Here is a 24,628-nt window from a genome sequence, read left to right on the forward strand (position 1 = left end):
GCGCTACGACTCCTTTCGCCCTTCGATGGCCGTGAAATAGCTGGCCACGGCGCTGGCAATCTCAGGGATATCCTCTTCGGTGATGGTGCGTGCATCGAAGAGCACGCATTCGCGCTTGATGCGCCCGATCACGGGCACGTCGCGCTTTCGCTGGAGGTGCTCCTCGCAGCCTTGCGCGTTGCCAGCCTCGAAGCGCATGCGCACGCAGAACGTGGGGATGTCGCACATGGGAAGCGACCCCCCGCCCGCACGGCCCGTTTCCTCGACGATTTCCAGCTGCGCCTGCTCGGGGGTCACGCGCTCGGCCAGGGCCGCCATCAGCGCCTCGGCGCGTTCGCGCACCGTTTCGGCATCCTCGGTGAGCATGCGCAGGGTGGGGATGCGGCGAAGCGCGTCCTCGGGGTCCAGATACAGGCGCAGCGTAGCCTCAAGGGCGGCGAGCGTCATCTTGTCCAGGCGCAGCGCGCGGGCGAGCGGATGCTTCTTCAAGCGGTCGATGTATTCCTTTCGGCCCACCACGATGCCTGCCTGGGGGCCGCCGAGCAGCTTATCGCCCGAGAAGCTGACTAGGTCGCACCCTTCGGCAAGCGATTCGCGCACCGTGGGCTCGGCGTATTCGCCGAACACGTCGAGGTGCATGAAGGCGCCCGAGCCCTGGTCCTCGTAGACCAGCAGTTCGGGGCAGGCTTCGCCGGCGGTGGCGCGGCGGGCGTTCTCCGCATCGGCGATGCGTCGCAGGTCGGTTTTCGAGACGCTTTCGGTGAAGCCGATCATGCGGTAGTTGGAGGGGTGCACCTTGAGCAGCATGGCGGTGTCGGGCGTGATGGCTCGCTCGTAGTCGAAGGCATGCGTCTTGTTCGTGGCGCCAACCTCCACCATGCGCGCTTTTGATTGGGCCATGATGTCGGGTACGCGGAAGCTGCCGCCGATCTCGACGAGCTCGCCTCGGCTGACGATGGCCTCGTGACCGGCGGCGAACTCGGCGAGCACCATCATGACGGCGGCCGCGTTGTTGTTCACGGCGATGGCGGCCTCTGCGCCGGTGAGCGCGCAGATGAGGTGCTCCACATGGTTATGGCGGCTGCCGCGCGCCATGTTGTCGATGTTGTATTCAAGCGTGGAATAGCCGCGTGCCGCCTCCACCACCGCCTGCACGGCGGGCTCGGCAAGCACGCTGCGGCCGAGGTTGGTGTGGATGATCACGCCGGTGGCGTTGATAACGCGCCTGAGGCTCGGGCGCAGCGTAGCCAGCGCACCGTTGACGGCGTCGGTCAAGATGGCCTCGACGTCTACAGCGTCCACTTCTCCCGCCAAGATGAGCTGACGGTGCGCATCCACTGCCGCACGGGCGCGGTCGACGAGCATGGAGCGGGGGACGATGGCCTCGAGCGCCTTCATGGGGTCGGCTTGCATAAGCTCTTCGACCTGGGGTAATGCGCGTAACAGATCGGTACGTGGTTCGGGCATGGATCCTCTTTCCTTATGGCGTGCGGCGGCGCCGTTTGTGGGTCGCCGCGGGTTTTCCGTAACTCAATATAGCAGGCAAGCTCGCAACGGCTTGGGGCAAGGCGGCGAGTGCGCCAAATGCCCGGCAAATGCTATCGCAGACGGGTCAATTCGTGCCGTTCACGTCAATGAGCACGATTCACGCGCGTAGCCATGCAAGAATTACCGTGTTTTTCCTAAAGACGAGATATCGCGAACAGGGGGAGGTTTCCATGGCAATGGATCAAACGGATGTGAAAGCGCTACGACCTGATGCGCTCGGCCCCGCCGAGATCGAGGCGAAGGCCGAGACGCTGGCCGTGGGCAAGGCCGGCATGGCAGGCGCGAAGTGCTTCGTGCTGGCAATGCTCGCCGGCGCGTTCATCGCGTTCGGCGCAACGTATTTCCTGGTGTTCCTGGGCGACTCGGCCGTGCCGTTCGCCGCTCAGCGCCTGGTCGGCGGCATCTGCTTCAGCTTGGGCCTGGTACTCGTGCTGTGCTGCGGCGCCGAGCTGTTCACCGGCAACATGCTCATGGTGACGGGTTTGGCGTCTAAGAAGATCAAGCTTGGCGGCCTGGTGCGCAACTGGGTCATCGTGTGGCTCGGCAACCTGGTCGGTTCGCTGATCGTGGTGGCGCTCATCTATTGGTGCGGCGTCGGCGCGATGAACGGCGGCGCCGTGGGCGATGCCATGGTGTCGGTGGCCGTCGGCAAGGTCACCCCTGATTGGCTCGTGCTCATGGCCAAGGGCGTCATGTGCAACGTCATGGTGTGCCTGGCGGTGTGGATCGGCTTCTCCGCGCGCACCGTGGTGGACAAGGTACTTGGAATCATGCTCCCCATCAGCTTCTTCGTGGCTGCCGGCTTCGAGCACTGCGTGGCGAACATGTTCTTCCTGCCCACTGGCCTGCTCATGAAGTCCGCCGGGTTCGGCGCGGCGGTCGCCAACGCCGGCGCGTTCGATGTGACGGCCATCCTGTACAACCTGTCCGCCGCGACGGTGGGCAACATCATCGGCGGCGTCCTGGTCGGCCTGGCCTACTGGTTCGTGTATGCTAGGAACAAGGCGAAGTAGCGCTGCGGTTGCGTGTTTCCGCCTAATGGGTTTTTGCGAACGGCACTTGCGGATTGCAGGTGCCGTTTTCGTTTGCACGACGCCGCGAGAACGGGCGCGGTTGGCCTGTGCGGCATGAACAACGAAACCATCCCCGATGCCGAGACGGTGCTGCCGAAAAACCTCTGCCCGCTCATCAAGGGCACCTACGGCTTCGCGCCATCTCCGGTCGCTATCTGCAAATCAATTGCTCGGTCATGTCGCCCAACGAGGGCCGCATCGAGCATATGATGGATATGGTGGAGAAATACGAGGTCGACGGCGTGGTCGAAGTGGTGCTGCAGGCGTGCCACACCTTCAACATCGAGGCGGTGCGCGTGCAGCGCGCCTGCGAGCAGGCCGGCGTGCCCTACATGAAGCTTGAAACCGATTACTCCACCAACGATGCCGGCCAGGTGGAAACCCGCCTGGGCGCGTTCATCGAGATGCTGTAGCGGGAAGATTTGCGCAAGTGCGGCGCAAAACGCCGCGGAAAGGAGATGCTCATGGAGAAGCTCGATTGCAAGGGGCAGGCGTGCCCGTTGCCCGTGGTGAACGCGAAGAAGGCCCTTGCCGGCATGGGCGAGGGCGCCCTTGAGGTTGTGGTGGACAACAAGACGGCCATGCACAACCTGGAAAACCTTGGCAAGTCGCTCAAGGTCGAAACCGCCTCCGAGGAGCGCGGCGATGCCGAGTTCGCGGTGGTCTTTACCAAGGGTGCGCAGGTCGCCGATGCGGCATGCGAGGAGTGCCAGCCGCTCGTGCCGGCAGGTAGCAAGGTGGTCGTGCTGTCGAGCGAGTTCATGGGCGCAGGCGACGATGAACTTGGCGCCACGCTTATGAAGGCGTTCGTGTTCGCGCTCACCCAGCAAGACGAGCTGCCGGCGGCCATCCTGGCCTACAACGGCGGCGTGCATCTGACCGTCGAGGACAGTCCCGTGCTCGATGATCTGAAAAAGCTCGCCGAAGCAGGCGTTGAGATCTTCAGCTGCGGAACCTGCCTCAACCATTTCGGCATCGCCGACAAGCTTGCGGTGGGCGAGGTGACGAACATGTACGTCATCGTCCAAAAGCAGCTTGAGGCCGGCGTCGTCGTGCGTCCTTAGCCTTGGCGGTATGTGCGATGCAGAGATGCAAAACGCCGCATGCGGTGGTGACCTTCCATAGCACGGCCGATGCGATGGCCTTGCAGGCTGCCGCGGTCGGAGGCGTTCTGCCGGGGCGCGTCATCCCGGTGCCTTCCGAGATCTCGGCGGGGTGCGGCCTTGCCTGGAGCGTTCCCGTCGAGCTGCGCGAAACGCTCGAGCAAGCGCTTGAGCAGCGGGGGCTTGCCTTCGAAGCCATCACCGAAGTGGATTTGTACTAAACGCAAGGGGAGCCGTCGTTTGACGGCTCCCCTTTGTTGTGAGGATGGCTTGTTGCGGTCACGTGCGGCGTCGGTTTGGCTGGGGCGCTGCAGGGCGTGAGCCTTCCCGTTTACCAGTTCACGAAGATCTTACCCGCCGGACCGGCTTCAAAGATTCCGATTCGGGAGGGTTTGCGCCCTTGGCGCCGCTCGCACTCCGCCTCAAAACGGCAAGCATTCTCGGGCGGGATGGCCACGAGCAGACCGCCGGAGGTTTGCGGGTCGCATAGCACGCCCATGCGGTCGTCGAACTCGAAATCGTCGATGCCGCCTTGTTCCACGAACGCGCTTGCCCAGTCGATGATGCCGAACGTCTTGCCGGGGCGGCAGTAGTCGCACGAAAGCTCGTACACGCCGTCGAACAGCGGCAAAGCGTCCCAGTCCAGGCGCGCTGCGCACCCCGACGCTTCGAGCATCTCGTGCAGATGGCCTGCCAGGCCGAAACCGGTGACGTCGGTGCATGCGTGCACGTCGCATTCCAGCATGGCCTCGGCGGCTGCGCGGTTAAGCTCCATCATGCCGTCGATGACCGGGCGCAAGTCCTCGTCGGTGCGCAGCTTCGCACGCAGGGCGGCGTTCATGATGCCCGTGCCAAGGGTTTTCGTGTAGTACAGCGCGTCACCGGGCTGCGCCCCGCCGTTTCTCACCATGCGCTCAGGGTGCACCAGGCCGAACACGGAAAGGCCGTACTTGGGCTCGTCGTCCTCGATGGAATGGCCGCCTACCACGAACGCCCCGGCTTCACGCACTTTGTCCGCGCCGCCGCGCAGCACGTCTCCCACCACTTCAGTGCCCATGCAGCTGGGGAAGGCCAGGATGTTGAGCGCGGTGACGGGCTTCCCGCCCATGGCGAACACGTCGGACAGGGCGTTGGCTGCGGCAACGGCGCCGAACTCGTACGGGTCGTCAACCACGGGGGTGAAGAAATCGAGCGTCAGCACAGCGGCGTTGTCCTTGTCCACCTGCCAAACTGCGGCGTCGTCTGCGGTGTCGAAGCCCAGCAGCAGGTTCGGGTCGGGCACGGCCGGCGCGATGTCGCGCAGTATCTTTGAGAGGTCTCCCGGACCCCATTTGGCCGCTCAACCGCCTTTGTCGGTGAGCGTGGTCAGGCGTATGCGATCGCCGTCGCACATTGCGCCGTTCGCAGGGTTGTCCGTGCTCATGTGCGGTCCTTTCTTATGGGATCGGGTAGGTATCATTGCCAGTATAGTATAGTCGCAAGATGGTATGCATAGTTTTGCATCACAGTCTAAGCGCGACAACGGCGGAGCCTCATGGGTCCGAACCCTCAGACAAGGAGCAACGCACATGGCGGGTATCGGCATCGATATCGGATCGACGGCTACGAAAGCCGTCGTCGCGGACCCTTCGGGCGCTATCGCGTTCAATCTGGTCATCCCCACCGGGTTCTCCAGAGTGGAAGTTGCCGAGCAGGTGCGCTGTGCGCTCGCTTGCGAGGGCTTCGAGGCGTGAGAGATGCCGGTGGTAATCGGTAACCGACGTATTCTTCAAACGATTGGGCACAAACCATGATCTATCTGGACAATGCGGCTACCACCATGAACAAGCCCCAAGCCGTCATCGATGCGGTGTGCGGCGCCATGACGTCGTTCGGCGGCCCTGGGCGCGGTTCGCACCAGGCGGCGCTCGATGCGAGCATGGCGGTGTTCGGGGTGCGACAGGCGGTTTCCGACCTGCTCGACGCCTGGGGCGCCGGCAGCGTTTCGTTCGCTTTGAACGCCACCATGGCACTCAACATAGCCATCGACGGGCTGTTGCCTGCGGGCGGCATCGCGGTTACCACGGCCGCTTCGCACAACTCCGTGCTTCGCCCGCTCAACCGTGCGCGCGATGAGCGCGGTTGCCAGGTGCGCGTCGCCGCTATCCTGCCCGATGGCTCGCTTGACTGGGAATCCTACGAGCGGGCGCTTGTCGGCGCCAGCCTGGTCGTGGTCACGCATGCTTCCAATGTGACCGGCGATGTGTACGACATCGAGCGCATGGCCGCTGCCGCCCATAAGGCCGGCGCGCCGTTCGTCCTCGATGCGGCGCAGACGGCCGGCGCATGGGCGTTCTCGGCATCGGGCATCGGCGCCGACGTCGTGTGCTTCACCGGCCATAAAAGCCTGTACGGGCCGCAGGGCACCGGCGGGCTGTGCGTGCGCCCGGGCCTTGATATCGCCCCGCTTGTGGAAGGCGGTTCGGGCGTGCACAGCTTCGACGAGCGCCATCCGCGCTTTATGCCCGAGGCGCTCGAGGCCGGAACGGCCAATGCGCATGGCTTGGCGGGTCTTGCGGCGGGGTGCTGCTGGCTTGCGGAGCGCGGGGTGGCGGATGTGCAAGCGCATATCGAAGGGCTGGTCGCGCGTTTCCTGGATGGCGTGGCCGATATCGACGGTGTGAAGGTCCTCGGCGGCGGCTCCGGGCAGCGCTGCGGCATCGTCGCCGTCAACGTAGGCGATGCCGACTCCGGCGAGATCGCCGATCGGCTGGCGCAGGGATGGGGCGTGTGCGTCCGCCCGGGCGCGCACTGCGCCCCGCTCATGCACACGGCGCTGGGAACGCAGCAGCAGGGTGTCGTGCGATTCAGCTTCGGCGCCATGAATTCGCAGTTGGATTGCGACGACGCCTTGAGCGCGTTGCGGGACATCGCCTGCCCGTAGCGTACTCCGCGACGCTCCCGTGCCCAATGCTCTCCCGATCTCGAAAGGACCTTCATGCGCATCCTCTGCATCTCCGCCCAAAAGCCCGATAGCACCGGCAGCGGCGTTTACCTGGCCGAAACGGTGGCATCCCTGGCCGCCGCCGGGCACCAGGTGGCCGTCATCGCCGGCATCGACAAGGACGACTCCCCGCAGCTCGCCCCTGGCGTCGAGTTCCTCCCGGTGCGCTTCCGCACTCCCGAGCTGCCGTTTCCCGTGTGCGGCATGAGCGACGTCATGCCCTACGAGGCCACGCGATACCGCGATATGACGCCGAAGATGGTCCAGGCCTTTCGCAGCGTGTTCGGGCGGCGTATCCGCGAAGCCGTGCTCGACTTCAAGCCCGATGCGGTCATCTGCCATCACCTATACCTGGCCTGCTCGGCCGCGTGCGACGTGCTTGACGATCTGTCCGGTGAATATCGGTCACCGATTGCGGAAGGTTCGGGACTCGCGAAGGGCCGCCCGTGCCCGATCTGGGGCGTTTGCCATTCCACCGACCTGCGCCAGCTGCGCAACCACGATCTGGAGAAGGACCGCATTGCTGTAGCTGTCCGCTCGCTCGACGGCGTGATGGCGCTGCACGAGGCGCAGAAGGCAGAGATTGCCGAGCTGTTCGACCTGCCCGCCGATCGCGTCCGCGTTGTGGGGACGGGCTACAACTCCCAGGAGTTCGCTCCTCGTGCCGGCTTGCGCGCCGCCCACCCGTTGCGCGTGCTGTACGTGGGCAAGATATGCCGCGCCAAGGGCGTGGAAAGCCTCATACGCGCTATGGGACTGCTTCCCCTCGATCCGCAAGCCGTGGAGCTGCGCCTGGTGGGCGGTTACAGCGACCAGGGGCAATACGATCGCATCGTCGAGCTGGCCGGTGGCTGCCGTTTCCCGGTGGTGTTCGGCGGCCGCGTTTCTCAAGACGACCTGGTGCTTTCCTATAACGAAAGCCACGTGTTCGCATTGCCCTCGTTTTTCGAGGGATTGCCGCTTGTGACGGTGGAGGCGCTTGCGAGCGGATGCCGCGCGGTGGTCACGAGCCTGCCAGGCGTTCGGCCGTGGCTCGATGCGTCCCTTCCGGACGCCCCCGTTTCGTTCGTTGAGCCGCCGCGTATCCAGGGCGTCGACGTGCCCGTGCCCGAGGATCTGCCGGCCTTCGAGCGACGCCTTTCGGATGCGCTGCTCGAACAGCTTCAAGCGGCGGCGGAGCAGCCCCTTGGGGGAACCGGGTTCGACGCCACCGCCGTGTCTTGGGATTCGCTTGCCGCCCGCATGGTCGCGATGGTCGGCTAGCGCTGACGCGAACCGCATAGGCAGGCGGGGGAGTGCGGAACTTGAGCAGGGGACAGGGATGCGTTCGCGCTGCGTTGCCGAAGGCGCGGTGATCGACTGCGTGAACGCACCTCCGTCCCCCCTGGTCACCCGTTCGCCGTCCTTTCTCTCGGAAGGGCCCTTGGCCCTTGCTTCTGGAAAGAAATTCTCGAGTTTATCCGGACATGTTCGGATAAACTCGAGAAGGAAGCTCAAGCATTTGGATGAGCTTGCGAATCACCCGCTGCATAAAAACCGACCGCTCGGGTTGTTTTTTCGATATTCGGGGTTGTCAAACCGTGCCGGTACGCATAAACTGCCAACAGTTCCTTTAAATGCGGTACAGAGAGACCGACAAGGTAACACCCGAACGCTCGCTTTCACAAGAGCGGATCTGAGATGAAGCCTTTGTCAGCCGCAAAGGCGTTTTTTATGCCTTGCGACATGGCGTCAAGGTTCGGGCGGGCCGAAAAACTCGGCGGCTTTCCCGAAAGACGTGTCTGTCTGTACGCACTCGACTAGAGAAAGGGTGTGTATGACTGACGCAGGGACGGTCAAGAACGTCTGCATGGACGCAGACGAGATCGAGCGCTCTCTGGTGCGCATCGCGCATCAGATCCTCGAGACCAACAAGGGCGCGGACAACCTCGCGCTCGTCGGCATCGTCACGCGCGGCGATCTGCTCGCCAAGCGCCTGGCTGAGAAGATCGAGCAGATCGAGGGCACGAAGGTGCCGCTCGGCAAGCTCGACATCAGCTTCTACCGTGACGACTTCGCCACTCACTTCGCCCCCGAAGTGCATTCCACCGAAATCGATTTCGATATGGACGGCAAGGACGTCGTGCTCGTCGACGACGTGCTCTTCACCGGCCGCACCATCCGCGCCGCGCTCGACGCGCTCATGGACATCGGCCGCCCGGCTCGCGTGGAGCTGGCCGTGCTGGTGGACCGCGGGCATCGCGAGCTTCCCATCCGCGCAGATTACGTCGGCAAGAACGTGCCTTCCGCCGCACAGGAGAATGTGCGCCTGTTCCTGGAGGAAGTCGACGGCAAGTCCGAGGTCGAGATTCTGGAAATGTCCGACGGCGCGCATATCGGCGCCGCACCGCTGGGAGGTGAATAGGGAATGGCTTTCAACCATAAGCATCTTATCGACATCACGGAGTATTCCGCCGATGACATCATGGCCATCCTGGAAACGGCCGTGAAGTTCAAAGAGGTCAACGAGCGCCGCATCAAGCAGGTGCCCACGCTCAAGGGCTTCACCGTGGTCAACATGTTCAACGAGCCGTCCACCCGTACGCGCTCGAGCTTTGAGATGGCCGAGAAGCGCCTGTCAGCCGCAAGCCTGAACTTCGGCGGCAGCTCCACCTCCTCGGTCAAGGGCGAGAGCCTGGTGGACACCGTGGAAACGCTGTGCTCCTACAAGATCGACATGATTGTCGTGCGCGACAAGCACGCCGGCGTGCCGCGCAAGATCGCCGACGTGTCCGGCGTCCACGTCATCGACGCAGGCGACGGCAAGCATCAGCATCCCACGCAGGCGCTGCTCGACCTGTACACCATCTGGCAGACCAAGGGCCGTCTCGACGGCTTGAAGGTCGGCGTCGTCGGCGACATCGGACACTCCCGCGTGTGCGGCAGCCTCATCCCGGCCCTGAAGATCATGGGCTGCGAGGTCACCGCCATCGCCCCGCCCACGCTGCTGCCCGCACGCCCCGAGGTGCTCGGCGTCGACCATATCTCGCACAACATCGACGAGGTGCTCCCCGAGCTTGACGTCGTGTACATGCTGCGCATCCAGCGCGAGCGCCTCGAGGGCGCGCCGTACCCCAGCCTGCGCGAGTACAACATGCTCTACGGCCTCACCGAGAAGCGCAACAAGCTCATGCGCCCCGACTGCATCGTGTGCCATCCCGGCCCCATCAACCGTGGCGTCGAGCTGGATTCCTTTATGGCCGACCACCCGGAGCGTTCGGTCATCCTTGACCAGGTCTATGCCGGCATCCTGACCCGCATGGCCGCCCTGTACCTGCTGCTTGGAGGGAGCGAAGATGGCATTACTGCTTAAGAACGCGCACGTGATCGACCCGCAGGTCGGTCTGAACGAAACCGCCGACATCCTCATCCGCGACGGCAAGATCGTCGAGATCGGCCAGGGCCTTTCCCTGGAGAAGGGCGTCGAGCGCGACTTGGCCGGCAAGATCGTCGTCCCGGGCCTGGTGGACATGCACGTGCATCTGCGCGAGCCGGGCTTCGAGCAGAAGGAAGACATCGCCAGCGGCACCCGCGCCGCAGCCCACGGCGGCTTCACGGCTGTTTGCGCCATGCCCAACACCAACCCGGTCGTCGACAACGCCGTTGCCGTCGAGTATGTGAAGTCCATCGCCGCCCAGGCCGGCAAGTGCCGCGTGCACGTGTCGGGCTCCTGCTCGCAGGGCCTGAAGGGCGAGACGCTCTCCGAGATGGGCGACATGGCCGCACACGGCGCCGTCGCGTTCACCGATGACGGCCGCGGCATCCAGGCCGCCGGCATGATGCGCCGCGTCATGGATTACGCCAGCCAGTTCGGCCGCGTGGTCATGAGCCATTGCCAGGACGAGGACCTGGTCGGCGATGGCCAGGTCAACGAGGGCGTCGCCTCTACGCGCCTAGGCCTTCTGGGTTGGCCGGCCGAAGGCGAGGAGCTGCAGATTGCTCGCGACATCGCCCTGTGCCGCTTGACCGGCTGCAAGCTGCACATTCAGCACATCTCCACTGCGCGCGGCCTTGATATGGTTCGCGCCGCAAAAGCCGAGGGCCTGCCGGTCACCTGCGAGGTCACCCCGCATCACCTGTTCCTCACCGAGGATAACATCGGCGACGATTACTCCACGGCCCTCAAGGTCAACCCGCCGCTGCGCACGGCTGCCGATGCCGAGGCCCTTATCGCCGGCGTGATCGACGGCACCGTCGACGCCATCGTCACCGACCATGCCCCGCACACCGCATGGGAGAAGGACCGCGAGTTCGAGCTGGCGCCGTTCGGCATGATCGGCCTGGAGACCAGCCTGGGCCTGGTCATCACCAACCTGGTCGCCACCGGCAAGATCTCCTGGGAGCGCATGACCGAGCTCATGGGCGCCAACCAGCGCGCCATCCTGGGCGTGGAGCGCGTGGCCCTCGAGGCCGGCAGCACCGCCGACCTGACGGTCATTGATCCCGAGGCTGCCTGGACCGTCGATGCTGCGGACTTCTGCAGCAAGGCGAAGAACTCCGGCTTCATCGGTGCTCAGCTCACCGGTCGCGCAACCGACGTGTACGTCGGCGGCTACGCCACCATGGAGGACGGCAAGATCGTCGAATAGCGCTGAGCTTTACCAGCGTATACAACGAAGGGATGCCCCGGATCGAATCCGGGGCATCCCTTTTTGCGTTCTCGGCGGTCAACTTGTTCGCGGCCGCGCGTTCTCGGAGGCGAGCGAACGCATTCGCAAGCCGATGCTCTAGCGGTCGGCGTCGAGCGCCATTCGGATCACGGCATGGCGTTGCAGCTTGTCGTGCGGCCCTGGCGTCCTGCTGCGCCATAGGCTCCGCTGCCGCATATCAGCGTTATTTGCGCAGCGCCTTCGTTGCGAAACCGGGGATCATGAACACCATCGAGATGGCGAAACCGACCATAAGAACGGTGCTCAAAGCCAAGGTGTTGGCGATGGTGCTCATGGCGATGCTCACCACCGTGGAGCCCACATAGCCGGTGAAGTTGATGAGCGATACCACGCTGGCGCTGTCGGCGGGGTCGCTGTAGCTGATGAGCATATGCATGCTGGCGGACAGGAGGATGCCGGTGGAAACGCTGAACACGCCGTCGGCGATCAGGAACGGCACCGTCATGCCCTTCGTGAGCGTAACCCACAAGATCGCGTAGCTGACGCACAGCAGCGCCGTGCCGCCGTATACGGCGAATCGCGTGGTGGTGCGGGCGGACATGGGCCCGCCCAGCGCGCTCGGTGCCATGGCCAGCGCGAACATGAGCGCGGGAATCAGCGGGTCGGCGGATTGGAAATATGTCACTGCGGCAGGGGTTGACAGCGATTGGAAGAACACGCCGGTGCCCCATGCCGCGATATAGCATCCCGCGGCAAGCGGGAATACCGGGCGAAGGTTCTTCGGGATATGCACGAGCGGTTTGATGGCCTTGCGGATGGTGATCCGTTGCGTGACCGTCTCCTGTGCAAGCGGAAGAAGGATGGCGTTGAGCATCATCAGCACGATGAGCACGGCGAACATGGGGATATAGTTGCGTGAGAACGTGGCGTAGATGCCGATGCCCAAAGACCCGATCATCATGCCGATCAAACAGCCGGTGCTGGCGATGGTGGTGCCGAAGGTGCGATAGCGCTGCGAGGTGCAATCGAGCATGAAAGCCGAGGTCGCGCTCATGGTAAGGCCGCACGACACGCCTTGCACCATACGGGCGATCTGCAAGGCGGCTCCGTTTGGCAGCCAGATATACAGCGCGCAGGCTAGCGAGCCGAATAGCAGAGCGGCGGCCACGAGCAGCCTGCGACCGAGCGCATCGGAGAGCGAACCCCCTATGAACAGCGTGGTCAGAACGCCGGTGAGATAGGACACCATGGTCAGCGAGATGTCGGCATCGGTCAGCCCCAGGGCTATCTTGTACTCGGCGTACAACGGTACGGGCACCGCTACCGCGGCGAAGGTCAGCAGCATGGCGCACGCCGCGATGATGGCGCTTCTCAGGTCGTTCGCATTCGATGCGTGGCAGACTTCGGTCATGTCCCCTCCTCGTCATTGCAAGCTCGTCGCGTTGCATCGGGGTAGCGTCAAGGCGTTTGCGCCCCGGAAGCGACGGGTTGTTCGCTACCTGTTATCGTTGATGTTTGGCCATCGATATGCATCCCGGCACGATTGAGATGGCGGCAAGAAGCGCGATGAAAGCGTATACCGTTGCCAGGTCGAATGTGGCGGTGAGACCCGTTTGGATGGTCGAGACCACGGTCGACCCTACGTAACCGGTCAAGTTGGCGAGCGTCACCACGCTGGCATTCTCCTGCGGCGTCGATGCGCTGATGAGCATATGCAGGCTCGAGGATAGGATCATGCCCGTAGTGACCGCGAACACCACCTCGAGCACCAGATAGGGGACCAAAAGCCCCAAAACCATGCATACCTCTAGAGCCACGATCGCGCCGAACATGATGATGTAGCCGACGATCATTGAGGATCGCGTGCCCATGCGTGCTGAAACAGGGCCTCCGAGCGCGCTCGGGGCCATGGCCAAGGCAAGCACGAGGGACGGGATGAGCGGATCGGTTGCCCCGAAGTAGTCGACCGAGGCCGGCGTGGAAAGCGATTGGAAGAAGAAGCCGACCGACCAGGTGGAGATATAGCCGCCGGCCACGATGGGAAGCAGCTTGCGAAGATGCGCCGGCACGTGCGTCATCGGTTTAACGGCCTTTTTCCAGGTGATGCGGTTGTGCACCGTTTCGGGCGTGAAGGGAAGGGCGAGCATCGTGGCAAGCATGATCACGGCCATCACAGCGAACACCTGCCAGTAGGCGGTGGAAACGGTGGCGAAAAACCCGATGCCCAGCGAACCCACGGTAAGCCCGATCAGGTACCCCGTGCTTGCGATGGTCATGCCGAACGTGCGATGGCGCTCCGAGGTGCAGTCGATCACGAACGCAGAGGTGGCGCTCATGGACAGCGCGCAGGAAACGCCCTGCACGAAGCGGGCGAATTGCAGCATGGGGCCGCTTGACAGGCCGATGAACAGCAGGCAGCCGGCAACGCCGCAGGCAAGCGCGGCGCCCACCGTGGGCCTGCGCCCGGATGCGTCCGACAGCGATCCGGCGAAGAACAGGACGGAAAGCACGCCGAACAGGTACATAACGATGGTCATGGAGACGTCGGAGGCGGAAAGACCCAGCTGTTGCTGCCACGTGGCGTAAAGCGGTATGGGCGCGGAGGCGGCCGCGAACACCGTCACCAAAGCCACCGTTCCCACGATGGCGCCGCGCATCGCACCTGGAGGTTGGCTTGTCGCCTGTTCATCGATTCCCATCGGTTTCCCCTTCCCGATTCCGGAATAGTTCCCCGTATAGCAAACATCCTACTACGTATGGGAGGTTCCCCTCAATGGGAAAGCAGGCCGAAATCCGCGTCCCACCAGGGGTTTATGTGCGCCTGCACAAAATCGGCAGTCAATTCCAATGCATATTACGTTAACAACAGGTAATAAAACTGCATAACACAAAGTAAAACAGCTATTCAGTTGTATACTCCTCCAAGTCCTTTAAGGGCGGTACGGAGAGACCGAAAAGGAATATGGCAGGCCATGGCCGGCTTTGATTGCATGGTGTTCGGCCCACGACGTGGGGATTCGGCCTTGTGGAGCCGGTGCGCGCTTGCCATCACGAAAGGAGTTGCATGTGAGCGACATCACAGAACAGCTGCTTCGCGGGACCTCGAAGGGGGTTGGCGCGAAGGCTGCGTTGGCTTTAGAAGATGGCACGGTGTTCTTCGGCACCTCGTGCGGTGCCGCGGGGGAGGCTTTTGGCGAGATATGCTTCAACACCTCGCTTGAGGGGTATCTCGAGGTGATCAGCGACCCCAGCTATGCAGGCCAGATCATCACGCTGACGTATCCTCAGATCGGCAACTACGGCGTGAACCTCGAGGACGCGCAATCGGGCAAGCCCGCACTGCGAGGGCTGGTGGTGCGCGATATGTGCGCAACGCCGAGCAATTGGCGCAGCGATATGGCGCTTGGCGAATACCTGCAACGCAACGGCGTGGTGGCCATCGAGGGCGTGGACACGCGCGCGCTCGTGCGCCACGTGCGCGATCATGGTGCCCAGCGCGCGATCATCTCCACCGTAGATGATGATGCGGAAAGCCTGCTGGCGAAAGTGCGCGCGAGCGAGAGCATCGTGGGGCGAAACCTTGCTGCCACGGTGTCTTGCGAGCGTCCCTATGCGCATACCGCCCACGATATGCCGGATAGCGTGAGGTTCGCCTTGGCCGAGGTTCCTGATGCCCGTTTCAAGGTGATCGCCTACGATTGCGGCGTGAAGCGCTCCATCCTCGATGGGCTCGTGCGCGCCGGATGCTCGGTGACGTGCGTGCCGTGGGACACGCCTGCCGAGGACGTGCTCGCGCAGCATCCCGATGGCGTGTTCTTAAGCAACGGACCCGGCGATCCAGATGCGGTCTCGGGCACGTATTCCCAGGTTGAGAAGCTGCTCGGTAACGTACCGATGTTCGGTATCTGCCTGGGTCATCAGATGATGGGCAAAGCCGCCGGGGCCGATATCGAGAAGCTCAAGTTCGGCCACCGTGGCGGCAACCATCCCGTGATGAACCTTCTCACTCGCCGCGTGGAGATCACGGCGCAAAACCACGGGTTCGGCGTGCTGTTCCCCAGCATGGGCGAGCTTGTGCCGGAGCTGTCGGGGGGGTATACCGAGCATCATGATGACCTGCGCTTTTGGGTACGCGCCGGCATCGCTCCCGTTGTGCGGAACGAGCGCTTCGGGCGCATTCGGCTGACCCACGTCAATCTCAACGACGGCACCGTGGAGGGCGTGGCGTTTCTGGACGTTCCCGCATTCTGCGTGCAGTACCATCCCGAGGCCGCGCCGGGCCCGACCGATGCGCACTATCTGTTCACGGCGTTCGCGCGCTTGATGGAGGGACGCAAGGATTATCTGGACATCGACATCGCCGCCGATCGCTTGGCGGGATGGCGGTTCGGCGCCGAAGCAACGAAGGAGCTCGCGAATGCCTAAACGCAACGATATCGAAACCATCCTGGTCATCGGCTCGGGTCCCATCGTCATCGGTCAGGCGTGCGAATTCGATTACTCCGGCACGCAGGCGTGCAAGGTGCTCAAGGATGAGGGCTATCGCGTGGTGCTGGTCAATTCCAACCCGGCGACCATCATGACCGATCCCGCCATGGCCGACCGTACCTATGTCGAGCCCATCACCGCCGAGTTCATCGAGCGGGTCATCGCTCGCGAGCATCCGGATGCGCTTCTGCCCACCTTGGGCGGGCAAACCGGTTTGAACGCCGCGGTTGAGCTGGCCGAATCCGGCATTCTTGAGAAATACGGCGTCGAGATGATCGGTTGCGACCTTGAAGCCATCAACCGCGGCGAGGACCGTAAGCTGTTCAACGAGTGCATGGCGGAGCTTGGCATCGAAACAGCCCGCAGCGATTATGCGTATCGCGTCGAGGACGCTCTGGCCATCGTGGAAAAGCTCGGGTATCCGGTGGTTTTGCGCCCGAGCTTCACCATGGGCGGCGCCGGCGGCGGCATCGCGCACAACGAGGAGGAGCTGCGCCTGATCGTGTCGCAGGGCCTTGAGCTGTCGCCTGCCGGCGAGGTGCTCGTTGAAGAATCAATCGAAGGCTGGAAAGAATACGAGATGGAGGTCATGCGCGATAGGGCTGGAAACGGCATTATCGTCTGCTCCATCGAGAACCTGGACGCCATGGGCGTGCACACGGGCGATTCCATCACCGTTGCCCCTGCTCAAACGCTCAGCGACGTGGAATACCAGCGCATGCGCGCGGCAAGCTTGGCCATTCTCGAGAAGGTGGGCGTCGAGACGGGCGGATCGAACGTGCAGTTCGCCGTGAACCCGGAAAACGGGCGCATGGTGGTCATCGAGATGAATCCCCGCGTATCCCGTTCTTCCGCGCTTGCATCGAAGGCGACCGGCTTCCCTATCGCCAAGGCCGCGGCGCGCCTTGCCGTCGGTTACACGCTCGATGAGATCGTCAACGATATCACGAAGGCCACGCCTGCATGCTTCGAGCCTTCCATCGACTACTGCGTGGTGAAGGTTCCTCGCTTCGCGTTCGAGAAGTTCCAGGGCGCCGACGACGTGCTGTCCACGCGTATGAAGGCCGTGGGCGAGGTCATGGCGATCGGGCGTACGTTTGAGGAGGCGCTGGGCAAGGCCATGCGCTCGCTGGAGAACGGGCGCGCCGGCTTGAACGCCGACGGCAAATGCAAGGAAATATTGGAGCAGGACGGCTTCGATGAGCTGGTCGGGCGCCCCACGCAAGACCGCATCTTATACATGGCAGAGGCGTTGCGCCGCGGGTGGGGCACGCAGCGCTTGCATGAGGCCACGGGCATCGACCCATGGTTCATCGACCGCATGCGCGATATCGTGACCGTCGAGGAGAACCTTCGCGGGATGTCGCTCGACCGCCTTGATGCGCAGGCCTTCCGGTTGCTCAAGCGCATGGGCCTGTCCGACGTGCAGATCGGGCATCTGACCGGGGCTGATGAGCTTGAGGTGCGTGCTCGCCGCAAGCAGCTCGGCATCGTGCCCGCGTTCAAGACGGTCGACACCTGCGCCGCTGAGTTCCCCGGCACCACGGCATACCACTACAAGACCTATGACGCCGACGAAAACGAGGCCATGCCCACGCCGGGCCGCAAGAGCGTCATGATCTTGGGCGCCGGGCCGAACCGTATCGGGCAGGGCATCGAGTTCGATTACTGCTGCGTGCATGCCAGCTATGCGCTTCGGGATGCCGGGTACGAGACGATCATGGTCAACTGCAACCCCGAGACCGTGTCGACCGATTACGATACCTCCGACAAGCTGTACTTCGAGCCGCTTACGTTCGAGGACGTCATGGACATCGTCGACATCGAGCAGCCCGAGGGCGTCGTGGTCACGCTGGGTGGGCAAACCCCGCTGAAGCTGGCGGCGGCGCTGCAGGAAGCCGGCGTCAACATCATGGGCACGAAGCCCGAGGCGATCGACCTTGCCGAGGATCGCGACCGGTTCCGCGCTGTATGCGATGAGCTTGCCATCGCATATCCGGCAGCTGGGCAGGCGACCACTATCGATCAGGCGCGAAAGGTGGCGGCCGACATCGGATTCCCGCTGCTCGTGCGACCGAGCTACGTGCTCGGCGGGCGCGGCATGGGCATCGTTTACAACGACGGCCAGTTGAAGCGCTATATGGTCGAGGCGGCCAAGATCACGCCGGATCATCCGGTGTATCTCGACCGGTTCCTTGAGGGAGCCGTGGAGCTGGACCTTGACGCCCTGTGCGATGGCACCGAGACCTACGTCGGCGCGATCATGGAGCATATCGAGATGGCGGGCATTCATTCCGGCGACTCGGCGTGCTGCACGCCGCCGTTCTCGCTCTCGGACGCCATTCAGGCGCAGTTGCGTTCCATCGCGCGCCGCCTGGCGCTCCGTTTGGGCGTGGTGGGCCTGCTCAACATCCAGTTTGCCATCAAGGACCAGGTCATCTACATGATCGAGGCCAATCCGCGCGCCAGCCGCACCGTGCCGTTCGCCTCGAAGGCAACCGGGGTTCCCTTGGCCCAGGCCGCAGCCCGCATTATGGCGGGGGAGAGCATCGCCGATCTGCACTTGCCCAGCGACGAGCGTCGCCTTGACCATTTCAGCGTCAAGGAGGCGGTCATGCCCTTCGGCCGGTTCCCGGGCGCGGATACCATCCTCGGACCTGAGATGAAGTCGACCGGCGAGGTCATGGGCATCGCGGAGAACTTCCCCTGCGCGTTTGACAAGACGCAGCTTGCCATCAGCTACAAGCTCCCCGAAGGGGGGACGGTGTTCGTGAGCGTGTGCGATCGCGACAAGCGCGGCATCGTGCCTATCGCGCGCGATTTCGTGCGACTCGGTTTTCGCATCGTGGCCACCGCGGGTACGGCGCGCACGCTGCACGCAGCCGGTGTAGACTGTACACCGGTCAAGAAGATCAGCGAAGGGGCGCCCAACGTGCTCGACATGCTGATCGCCGGCGATATCGCGCTCATGATCAACACGCCGTTCGGACATGCCACCCGTGACGATGGCTACGAGCTGCGAACTGAGGCGGTCAAGCACGGCGTCACGCAGATCACCACGCTTGCGGGCGCCCAGGCCATGGCGGCGGGTTTGGAGGCCATGCGCGCCAACGGCCTGTTTGCGATCGCGCTGCAGGATCTTCCGCAGCATCCTTTGCCGCTAGAGGGAGGTCCGGCGCGGTAAGGCGCACGGATCCCGCCGTGCGATCCGGCGGGGAAGTGGTGTCGGGAGGCGGCCTCGCGCGGCGGCGCCCTGCATGCATTGCGGGGCGCCGCCGCTTTCACCGTCGTTTCGAGTCTGCAGCCTCTTGCTTTCACCGTCGTTTCGAGTCTGCAGCCTCTTGCTTTCGCGGTCGGGCGCTTCGGGCCCGCTCGTGGTGCGTTTGCGTTTGACTTGTCGGCATGTGCCCCTGCCAGCTGCTGCAATGGTACAATCGCTCCCAACGTAGCAAGGGCCGCATCGCGGCCACCGTGACGGAAGGAGCCCTGTGGCGCTTGTGAACGAGCGGGTCCGCATTCTCGAGAACGAATGCGTCGGCCCGAATCTGTATCTCATGACGCTTTCCTCGCCGGCCATCGCGGCCGCGATCGAACCCGGTCAGTTCGTGCATATGAAGATCCCCGGAATGGAGGGCCACGTGCTGCGTCGCCCGTTCTCGGTGTATGCGGCCGATGCGGCCGGCGGCACGCTCGATGTCCTGTATCAAACGGTGGGCTTCGGCACGAACCATCTTGCCGCACTTGCCCCCGATGTGGCCAACGAAATCGAGTCCGCCGAGCTTATCGGGCCTGTTGGCCGTCGTTGGCAGGCGCCCGCCGGCACGCAGCGCGCGCTGCTCGTGGGCGGCGGCGTGGGTGCGGCCCCGCTGTTCATGCTGTGCCAAGAGCTCGTCGGTTCGGGCGTGCACGTGGACATGGTGCTCGGCGCGCAGACCGCTGATGCGCTCGTGTACCTGAAGCGCTACGAGCAGCTCCTGTCGCGCGACGTCCGCGTGGCGACCGACGATGGCACGCTCGGTCGCGAAGGCTTCTGCACCTCTTTGGTTGAAGATGCCCTTGCCGCCGGCGTCGATGGCAAGCCGTATCAGTACGTGGCATGCTGCGGCCCCGAGCCCCTTATGAAGATCGTGGCAGGTCAGGCGGCCGATGCCGGCGTGCCGTGCCAGATCTCCCTGGAAAAGCGCATGGCCTGCGGCGTGGGCGCGTGCCTGTCGTGCGTGGTCGATACGGTCGACGGCAAGAAGCGCTCGTGCGTCGACGGCCCGGTGTTCGATGCTGAAAAGGTGGTGTGGTAAATGACTGCAACCCCCATGCTTCCCGCAACCGCGGCTCCCACCAACGTCAACATGGCCGTCAACCTTGGCGGGCTTTCCATGAAAAACCCTGTGACCACGGCATCCGGCACTTTCGCCGCGGGCCGCGAGTACTCCGACTTCGTAGATGTGTCAGCCCTGGGCGCCGTCACCACCAAGGGCGTCTCGCTCAATGGCTGGGAGGGCAATGCCTCCCCGCGCATCGCAGAGGTTCCTTCGGGTATGCTCAACTCCATCGGCCTGCAAAACCCCGGCGTCGAGCATCTGAAGGCCTGCGAGCTGCCGTGGCTTGCCGAGGTCGGCGCAACTGCCATCGTCAACGTTTCCGGTCATAGCTTCGACGAGTACGTGCAGGTCATCGAGGCGCTTGAAGACGCACCCGTCGACGCGTACGAGGTCAACATCTCGTGCCCGAACGTCGATGCCGGCGGCATGACCATCGGCACGCACGTGGAGTCCGTCGAGAAGGTGGTGGGCATGTGCCGCGAGGCCACTGCCCGCCCGCTCATCGTCAAGCTCACGCCCAACGTCACCGATATCGCCGAGATCGCCCGCGCCGCCGAGTCCGCCGGTGCGGACGCCATCTCGCTCATCAACACGCTCATGGGCATGGCCATCGACGCCGATCGCCGCTGCACGCTCACGTCGCGTCCCTTCGCCGGCTTCTCCGGTCCCGCCATCAAGCCCGTGGCCCTGCGCTGCGTGTGGCAGTGCCACAATGCAGTGAAGGTGCCGCTTTTGGGTATGGGCGGCATCTCCAACGGCACCGATGCCGTGGAGTTCATGCTCGCCGGCGCCACGGCAGTGGCGGTGGGCACCGCGAACTTCGTCAACCCCCAGGCAACCATCGACGTCATCGACGGCATCGCCGAGTATTGCGAGCGTCATGGCGTCAAAGACGTCAACGAACTGATTGGAGCGTTGCAATGCTAACCACGTTTTCCGATATCCCCGAGCGCGACCGCGTCATCGTCGCCCTGGACTGCGACATCGAGGAGGCCTTCGAGCTGGCCGACAAGCTGCAGGGCAAGGCCACGTGGATGAAGATCGGCATGACGCTGTTCTACGCCAACGGCCCTGCGGTGGTGTATGCGCTGAAGGAGCGCGGCTTCAAGGTGTTTTTGGACCTTAAGTTCCACGATATCCCGCACCAGGTCGAGGGCGCGGCGTATTCGGCTGCCGCTAGCGGCGCGGATATGATGACGATGCACACCATCGGCGGCGTTGCCATGATGAGCGCGGCGCAAAAGGGCGCCGAGCGCGCCGCGGCCGAATACGGCTTCGACGTGCCCATCACCTTGGGCATCACCGTGCTCACCTCCATGAGCCAGGCGGCCCTGGCCGACACCGGCGTCACCCGTCCCATGTCCGAGCAGGTCAACGTGCTCGCCGAGCAGGCCAAGCGCTCCGGCATCTCCGGCGTTGTGGCATCCCCGCAGGAGGCCGCCATGCTTCGCGAGGTGCTCGGCCCAGAGGGCTATATCGTCACGCCGGGCGTGCGTCCCGCCGGCAGCGCCCTGGGCGATCAGTCCCGTGTCGCCACGCCCAAGCAGGCCTTCGAAAACGGCGCATCGCACATCGTCATCGGCCGCCCCATCACGCAGGCCGTCGATCCGGCTGCCGCCTTCGACGCCATCGTGGCCGAGCTGGACTAGTGGGAATTTCGCGCGTTCGTGGCATAGCTGGCATCGTTCGTGCATAATGTGTTGTCGCTGAATAAGGGCGTCTTTGCGTTGGATTCGGAAGAATCCCAGGTGCAGAGCCATTTTTCTGCGAAAACTTTTTTGTGATTTGGGTAACTGGTTGTTGTCGATGTCAGTTGACGTGCTAGTATCACGACAACGCTTGATTTACACGAAGGAGATTACTGATGGCTATTCCCCAACTCAGCCCTGAAGATCGTCAGGCGGCCCTTGAAAAGGCAAAGGCTGCTCGCATCAAGCGCGCGCAGGTCCGCGATGATCTCAAGGCCGGCAAGCTCACGCTTGCACAGGTGGTCGACATGAAAGACGACCCGGTCATCGGCCGCATGAAGGTCTCCACGCTCATCGAAACCCTTCCCGGCTACGGCAAGGCAAAGGCCGAGAAGGTCATGAAGGAGCTGCAGATCGCTGAAAGCCGCCGCCTGCGCGGTCTTGGCGAGCGTCAGCAGGTCGCGCTCCTCGAGCGTCTGGGCTAGGCAGTGCGTCGCGGCAATCTGTTCGTCATCTCCGGGCCATCAGGTGCTGGCAAAGGCACGCTGGTGGCCCGACTTGTGCAGGCGGTTCCCGATGCGTGGGTCTCGGTTTCGGCAACCACGCGCAGCCCCCGTGCAGGCGAGGTCGACGGCGTTCATTATCAGTTCAAAACCAAGGAGCAGTTCCAGCAGCTCATCGATTCCGATGGCCTGCTCGAATGGGCGGTGTACGGATCCAACCATTACGGCACGCCCAAGGCAAGCGTCCAGGAGCACATGGCGGCCGGCCAGCAGGTCATCCTTGAGATCGATGTGCAGGGGGCGTTCCAGATCAGGGAGAAGGTGCCCGAGGCGCACCTGATCTTCATCGAGCCGCCTTCCATGGAGGTGCTCGAGCAGCGCCTTCGTGGTCGCGATACCGAAACCGAGGAAGTCATCCAGCAGCGTCTTGCGGCTGCTAGGGTGGAGCTTTCCCGTAAAATGGAGTATGATATACAGCTTGTGAACGATAATCTTGACGAAGCTGTTTCGCAGCTCGTCTCATACGTGAACGAACAAGCCGAGAAAACGCGAGGTTAACTACCCTATGAGCATCATCGAACCCAGGATCACCGACCTTCTGGACGCAACCGATAACGACCGTTTCCTGCTGTGCGCCCTGGCATCCAAGCGCGCCCATGACATCAACGATATGATGCGCGGCCAGCGCGATCGCGCCATCCAGTTGCAAACCGCTGTCGAAATCGCCAAAGCCGCAGACAAGAAGCCGCTTTCCATGGCCTTCTCCGAAATCGCCCGCGGCGACGTTTCCTACGATCCGGAAACTATCGACGCCGAAAACCACTAAACCTTATCTACGCCAAGCAGTTTCCGTTTGACGTGTGAACCCTCTGGCGTCCTGCGCCTGCCTATGCTGAGCATTTGCTGCGTTGCTTGCGTTGTAAATGAGGTTAGGGCTTGCAGGACGACAGGGGGTTTGTTCCGTTTACCCGCTTAACGAATTGTTCGAAGGGCTGTTCTATGACCGAATTCCAGCGCATTTGCCTGGTCCATTACCACGAAATCGGGCTGAAGGGGCACAATCGCTCCACGTTCGAGATGCGCCTGCTCAAAAACCTTGAGGCGTTGCTTTCCGATTTCGACGTGGTCACCATCCATCGAATCTCCGGTCGCCTGTGCGTGTTTTTGCGCGAGGGCACCGATTGGGAGACCGAGAAGCACTGCGCCGACTTCATCCGCAAGGTGCCCGGCGTTGCCCGCGTATCCTCCGGCTACAAGTGCGAACGCGATCTGGCGCAAATGGAGCAAGCTGCGCTGGCGGCCATGGCCGATGTCGACGACTTCACCAGCTTCAAGGTGCAGGCTCGTCGCAACCATACCGATTTCGAGGTCGGTTCCATGGATATGAACCGCATCATCGGCGCCGCGCTGTGCGAGGCACATCCCGAAAAACAGGTTCAGATGAAGAATCCCGATGTGGTGGTAGGCGTCGAAGTGGTGCAGAATGCCGCTTACGTGTACGCGCGCAGCGTGCGCGGCGTCGGCGGCCTTCCGGTTGGAAGCTCGGGCAAGGTGGCCTGCCTTCTGTCCAGCGGCATCGACTCGCCGGTTGCCACATGGCGCATGGCGCGCCGCGGCGCCGTTTGCATTGGCGTGCATTTCTCCGGCCGCCCGCAAACCAGCGACACCAGCGAGTATCTGGTCGACGACATCGCGCATGTGCTTGAGAGGACCGGGTGCATCGGCCGCGTGTATGTCGTACCGTTCGGCGATTACCAGCGCGAGATCTCGCTGACGGTGCCCCCTCAGCTGCGCGTCATCATGTATCGCCGCCTTATGTTCGAGGTTGCGCAGGAGATTGCCCGTCGGGAAGGGGCGAAGGCCCTGGTAACCGGTGAATCGCTCGGCCAGGTGGCCTCGCAAACCCTGGATAACATCCGCTGCACCGATGCGGCCGTGGATATGCCAGTGTTCCGTCCCCTCATCGGCACCGACAAGCTTGAGATCATCGATATGGCCCAGCAGGTCGGCACCTTCGAGATCTCGTCTCAGGATGCCCCCGATTGCTGCACGTTGTTCATGCCGCGCAATCCTGAGACGCATGCGCAGCTCGAGGATGTGCTCGAGGCCGAATCGGCGCTTCCCGTCGATCAATGGGTGTCCGAGCTCGCCGACGCCGCGGAGCCGCACGACTACAAGTGCCCGGGCTATAAGAAGAAAAAGCCGCGCAAGGAATAGCGTTTCCGGCGAATATCGCGCTGGGTTGGAGCCCTCATCTCGGGCGCAACATGAGAT

The 24,628-nt window shown here is 63.3% G+C and carries 24 protein-coding genes; 20 read left to right on the forward strand and 4 right to left on the reverse strand.

Going from position 1 to position 24,628, the window contains the following annotated elements; all coding sequences use genetic code 11:
* Positions 1–3: 3 nt before the first annotated feature.
* Entirely contained in the window at positions 4–1,467 is a 1,464-nt protein-coding gene (selA, locus tag DW178_RS00505; RefSeq protein ID WP_118349204.1) for an L-seryl-tRNA(Sec) selenium transferase, read from the reverse strand.
* Positions 1,468–1,718: 251 nt separating this feature from the next.
* Here selA and DW178_RS00510 point away from each other — a divergent pair, with 251 nt between their 5' ends.
* The 5 genes from DW178_RS00510 to DW178_RS00525 are packed head-to-tail and all read left to right on the forward strand — an operon-like array spanning position 1,719 to position 3,945.
* The gene (locus DW178_RS00510) at positions 1,719–2,561 is read left to right on the forward strand and encodes a formate/nitrite transporter family protein (RefSeq protein WP_502695377.1); all 843 of its coding nucleotides are present in this window, start codon (positions 1,719–1,721) and stop codon (positions 2,559–2,561) included.
* Between the two features lie 12 nt (positions 2,562–2,573).
* Complete coding sequence (locus DW178_RS11635; protein ID WP_353653283.1) at positions 2,574–2,831, forward strand: 2-hydroxyacyl-CoA dehydratase; 258 nt, start codon at positions 2,574–2,576, stop codon at positions 2,829–2,831.
* The gene (locus DW178_RS11480; RefSeq protein ID WP_353653285.1) at positions 2,762–3,034 is read left to right on the forward strand and encodes a 2-hydroxyacyl-CoA dehydratase; all 273 of its coding nucleotides are present in this window, start codon (positions 2,762–2,764) and stop codon (positions 3,032–3,034) included. Before DW178_RS11635 ends, DW178_RS11480 begins: the two co-directional genes overlap by 70 nt.
* Positions 3,035–3,085: 51 nt before the next feature.
* On the forward strand, positions 3,086–3,685 hold the full coding sequence (yedF, locus tag DW178_RS00520) for a sulfurtransferase-like selenium metabolism protein YedF (protein WP_042434060.1): 600 nt from the start codon (positions 3,086–3,088) through the stop codon (positions 3,683–3,685).
* A 17-nt stretch (positions 3,686–3,702) separates the two neighbouring features.
* Positions 3,703–3,945, forward strand: a complete 243-nt coding sequence (locus DW178_RS00525) for a putative Se/S carrier protein (protein WP_118349207.1) — start codon at positions 3,703–3,705, stop codon at positions 3,943–3,945.
* A gap of 110 nt (positions 3,946–4,055) precedes the next feature.
* Here DW178_RS00525 and selD read toward each other — a convergent pair whose 3' ends face one another.
* On the reverse strand, positions 4,056–5,117 hold the full coding sequence (gene selD / locus DW178_RS00530; RefSeq protein WP_118349315.1) for a selenide, water dikinase SelD: 1,062 nt from the start codon (positions 5,115–5,117) through the stop codon (positions 4,056–4,058).
* Between the two features lie 175 nt (positions 5,118–5,292).
* Between selD and DW178_RS11235 the strand changes: the two genes are divergently transcribed.
* The 6 genes from DW178_RS11235 (at position 5,293) to DW178_RS00555 (ending at position 11,335) form a co-directional block, all read left to right on the forward strand.
* Complete coding sequence (locus DW178_RS11235) at positions 5,293–5,457, forward strand: hypothetical protein (RefSeq protein WP_158573943.1); 165 nt, start codon at positions 5,293–5,295, stop codon at positions 5,455–5,457.
* Positions 5,458–5,513: 56 nt separating this feature from the next.
* Positions 5,514–6,647 (forward strand): aminotransferase class V-fold PLP-dependent enzyme, encoded by a 1,134-nt coding sequence (locus DW178_RS00535; protein WP_118349208.1) that lies wholly within the window; start codon positions 5,514–5,516, stop codon positions 6,645–6,647.
* A gap of 54 nt (positions 6,648–6,701) precedes the next feature.
* A complete protein-coding gene (locus DW178_RS00540) occupies positions 6,702–7,970 on the forward strand; it encodes a glycosyltransferase family 4 protein (RefSeq protein WP_118349209.1) in 1,269 nt (422 codons plus the stop codon).
* A gap of 553 nt (positions 7,971–8,523) precedes the next feature.
* Positions 8,524–9,111 (forward strand): bifunctional pyr operon transcriptional regulator/uracil phosphoribosyltransferase PyrR, encoded by a 588-nt coding sequence (pyrR, locus tag DW178_RS00545; protein ID WP_042434078.1) that lies wholly within the window; start codon positions 8,524–8,526, stop codon positions 9,109–9,111.
* 3 nt (positions 9,112–9,114) lie between these two features.
* Positions 9,115–10,059: an aspartate carbamoyltransferase catalytic subunit gene (locus DW178_RS00550; RefSeq protein WP_042434081.1), complete on the forward strand. Its 945-nt coding sequence runs from the start codon at positions 9,115–9,117 to the stop codon at positions 10,057–10,059.
* Entirely contained in the window at positions 10,043–11,335 is a 1,293-nt protein-coding gene (locus DW178_RS00555; RefSeq protein WP_118349210.1) for a dihydroorotase, read from the forward strand. The genes DW178_RS00550 and DW178_RS00555 overlap by 17 nt, the downstream gene beginning before the upstream one ends.
* A gap of 244 nt (positions 11,336–11,579) precedes the next feature.
* On the opposite strand, the gene DW178_RS00560 is transcribed toward DW178_RS00555, so the two are convergent.
* Positions 11,580–12,767 (reverse strand): MFS transporter, encoded by a 1,188-nt coding sequence (locus DW178_RS00560; RefSeq protein WP_118349211.1) that lies wholly within the window; start codon positions 12,765–12,767, stop codon positions 11,580–11,582.
* A 91-nt stretch (positions 12,768–12,858) separates the two neighbouring features.
* Positions 12,859–14,055 (reverse strand): MFS transporter, encoded by a 1,197-nt coding sequence (locus tag DW178_RS00565; RefSeq protein ID WP_118349212.1) that lies wholly within the window; start codon positions 14,053–14,055, stop codon positions 12,859–12,861.
* A gap of 367 nt (positions 14,056–14,422) precedes the next feature.
* Here DW178_RS00565 and carA point away from each other — a divergent pair, with 367 nt between their 5' ends.
* The 9 genes from carA (at position 14,423) to thiI (ending at position 24,571) form a co-directional block, all read left to right on the forward strand.
* The gene (gene carA / locus DW178_RS00570; RefSeq protein WP_118349213.1) at positions 14,423–15,781 is read left to right on the forward strand and encodes a glutamine-hydrolyzing carbamoyl-phosphate synthase small subunit; all 1,359 of its coding nucleotides are present in this window, start codon (positions 14,423–14,425) and stop codon (positions 15,779–15,781) included.
* On the forward strand, positions 15,774–19,028 hold the full coding sequence (gene carB, locus DW178_RS00575; protein WP_118349214.1) for a carbamoyl-phosphate synthase large subunit: 3,255 nt from the start codon (positions 15,774–15,776) through the stop codon (positions 19,026–19,028). Before carA ends, carB begins: the two co-directional genes overlap by 8 nt.
* Positions 19,029–19,332: 304 nt before the next feature.
* Positions 19,333–20,139, forward strand: a complete 807-nt coding sequence (locus DW178_RS00580) for a dihydroorotate dehydrogenase electron transfer subunit (protein WP_118349215.1) — start codon at positions 19,333–19,335, stop codon at positions 20,137–20,139.
* Positions 20,140–21,090, forward strand: a complete 951-nt coding sequence (locus DW178_RS00585) for a dihydroorotate dehydrogenase (RefSeq protein ID WP_276668002.1) — start codon at positions 20,140–20,142, stop codon at positions 21,088–21,090.
* Positions 21,084–21,812: an orotidine-5'-phosphate decarboxylase gene (gene pyrF / locus DW178_RS00590; RefSeq protein ID WP_118349216.1), complete on the forward strand. Its 729-nt coding sequence runs from the start codon at positions 21,084–21,086 to the stop codon at positions 21,810–21,812. Before DW178_RS00585 ends, pyrF begins: the two co-directional genes overlap by 7 nt.
* Before the next feature lie 215 nt (positions 21,813–22,027).
* Positions 22,028–22,336, forward strand: coding sequence for an integration host factor, actinobacterial type (gene mihF / locus DW178_RS00595; RefSeq protein WP_042434102.1), 309 nt, complete (start codon positions 22,028–22,030; stop codon positions 22,334–22,336).
* 3 nt (positions 22,337–22,339) lie between these two features.
* Positions 22,340–22,912, forward strand: coding sequence for a guanylate kinase (gmk, locus tag DW178_RS00600; protein WP_042434105.1), 573 nt, complete (start codon positions 22,340–22,342; stop codon positions 22,910–22,912).
* Positions 22,913–22,919: 7 nt separating this feature from the next.
* Entirely contained in the window at positions 22,920–23,180 is a 261-nt protein-coding gene (locus tag DW178_RS00605) for a DNA-directed RNA polymerase subunit omega (RefSeq protein ID WP_042434108.1), read from the forward strand.
* A gap of 173 nt (positions 23,181–23,353) precedes the next feature.
* Complete coding sequence (gene thiI / locus DW178_RS00610) at positions 23,354–24,571, forward strand: tRNA uracil 4-sulfurtransferase ThiI (protein ID WP_118349217.1); 1,218 nt, start codon at positions 23,354–23,356, stop codon at positions 24,569–24,571.
* Positions 24,572–24,628 lie beyond the last annotated feature (57 nt).

Source organism: Eggerthella sp. AM16-19 (assembly GCF_003474385.1).
In the GTDB taxonomy this organism is placed as follows: Bacteria; Actinomycetota; Coriobacteriia; order Coriobacteriales; family Eggerthellaceae; genus Senegalimassilia.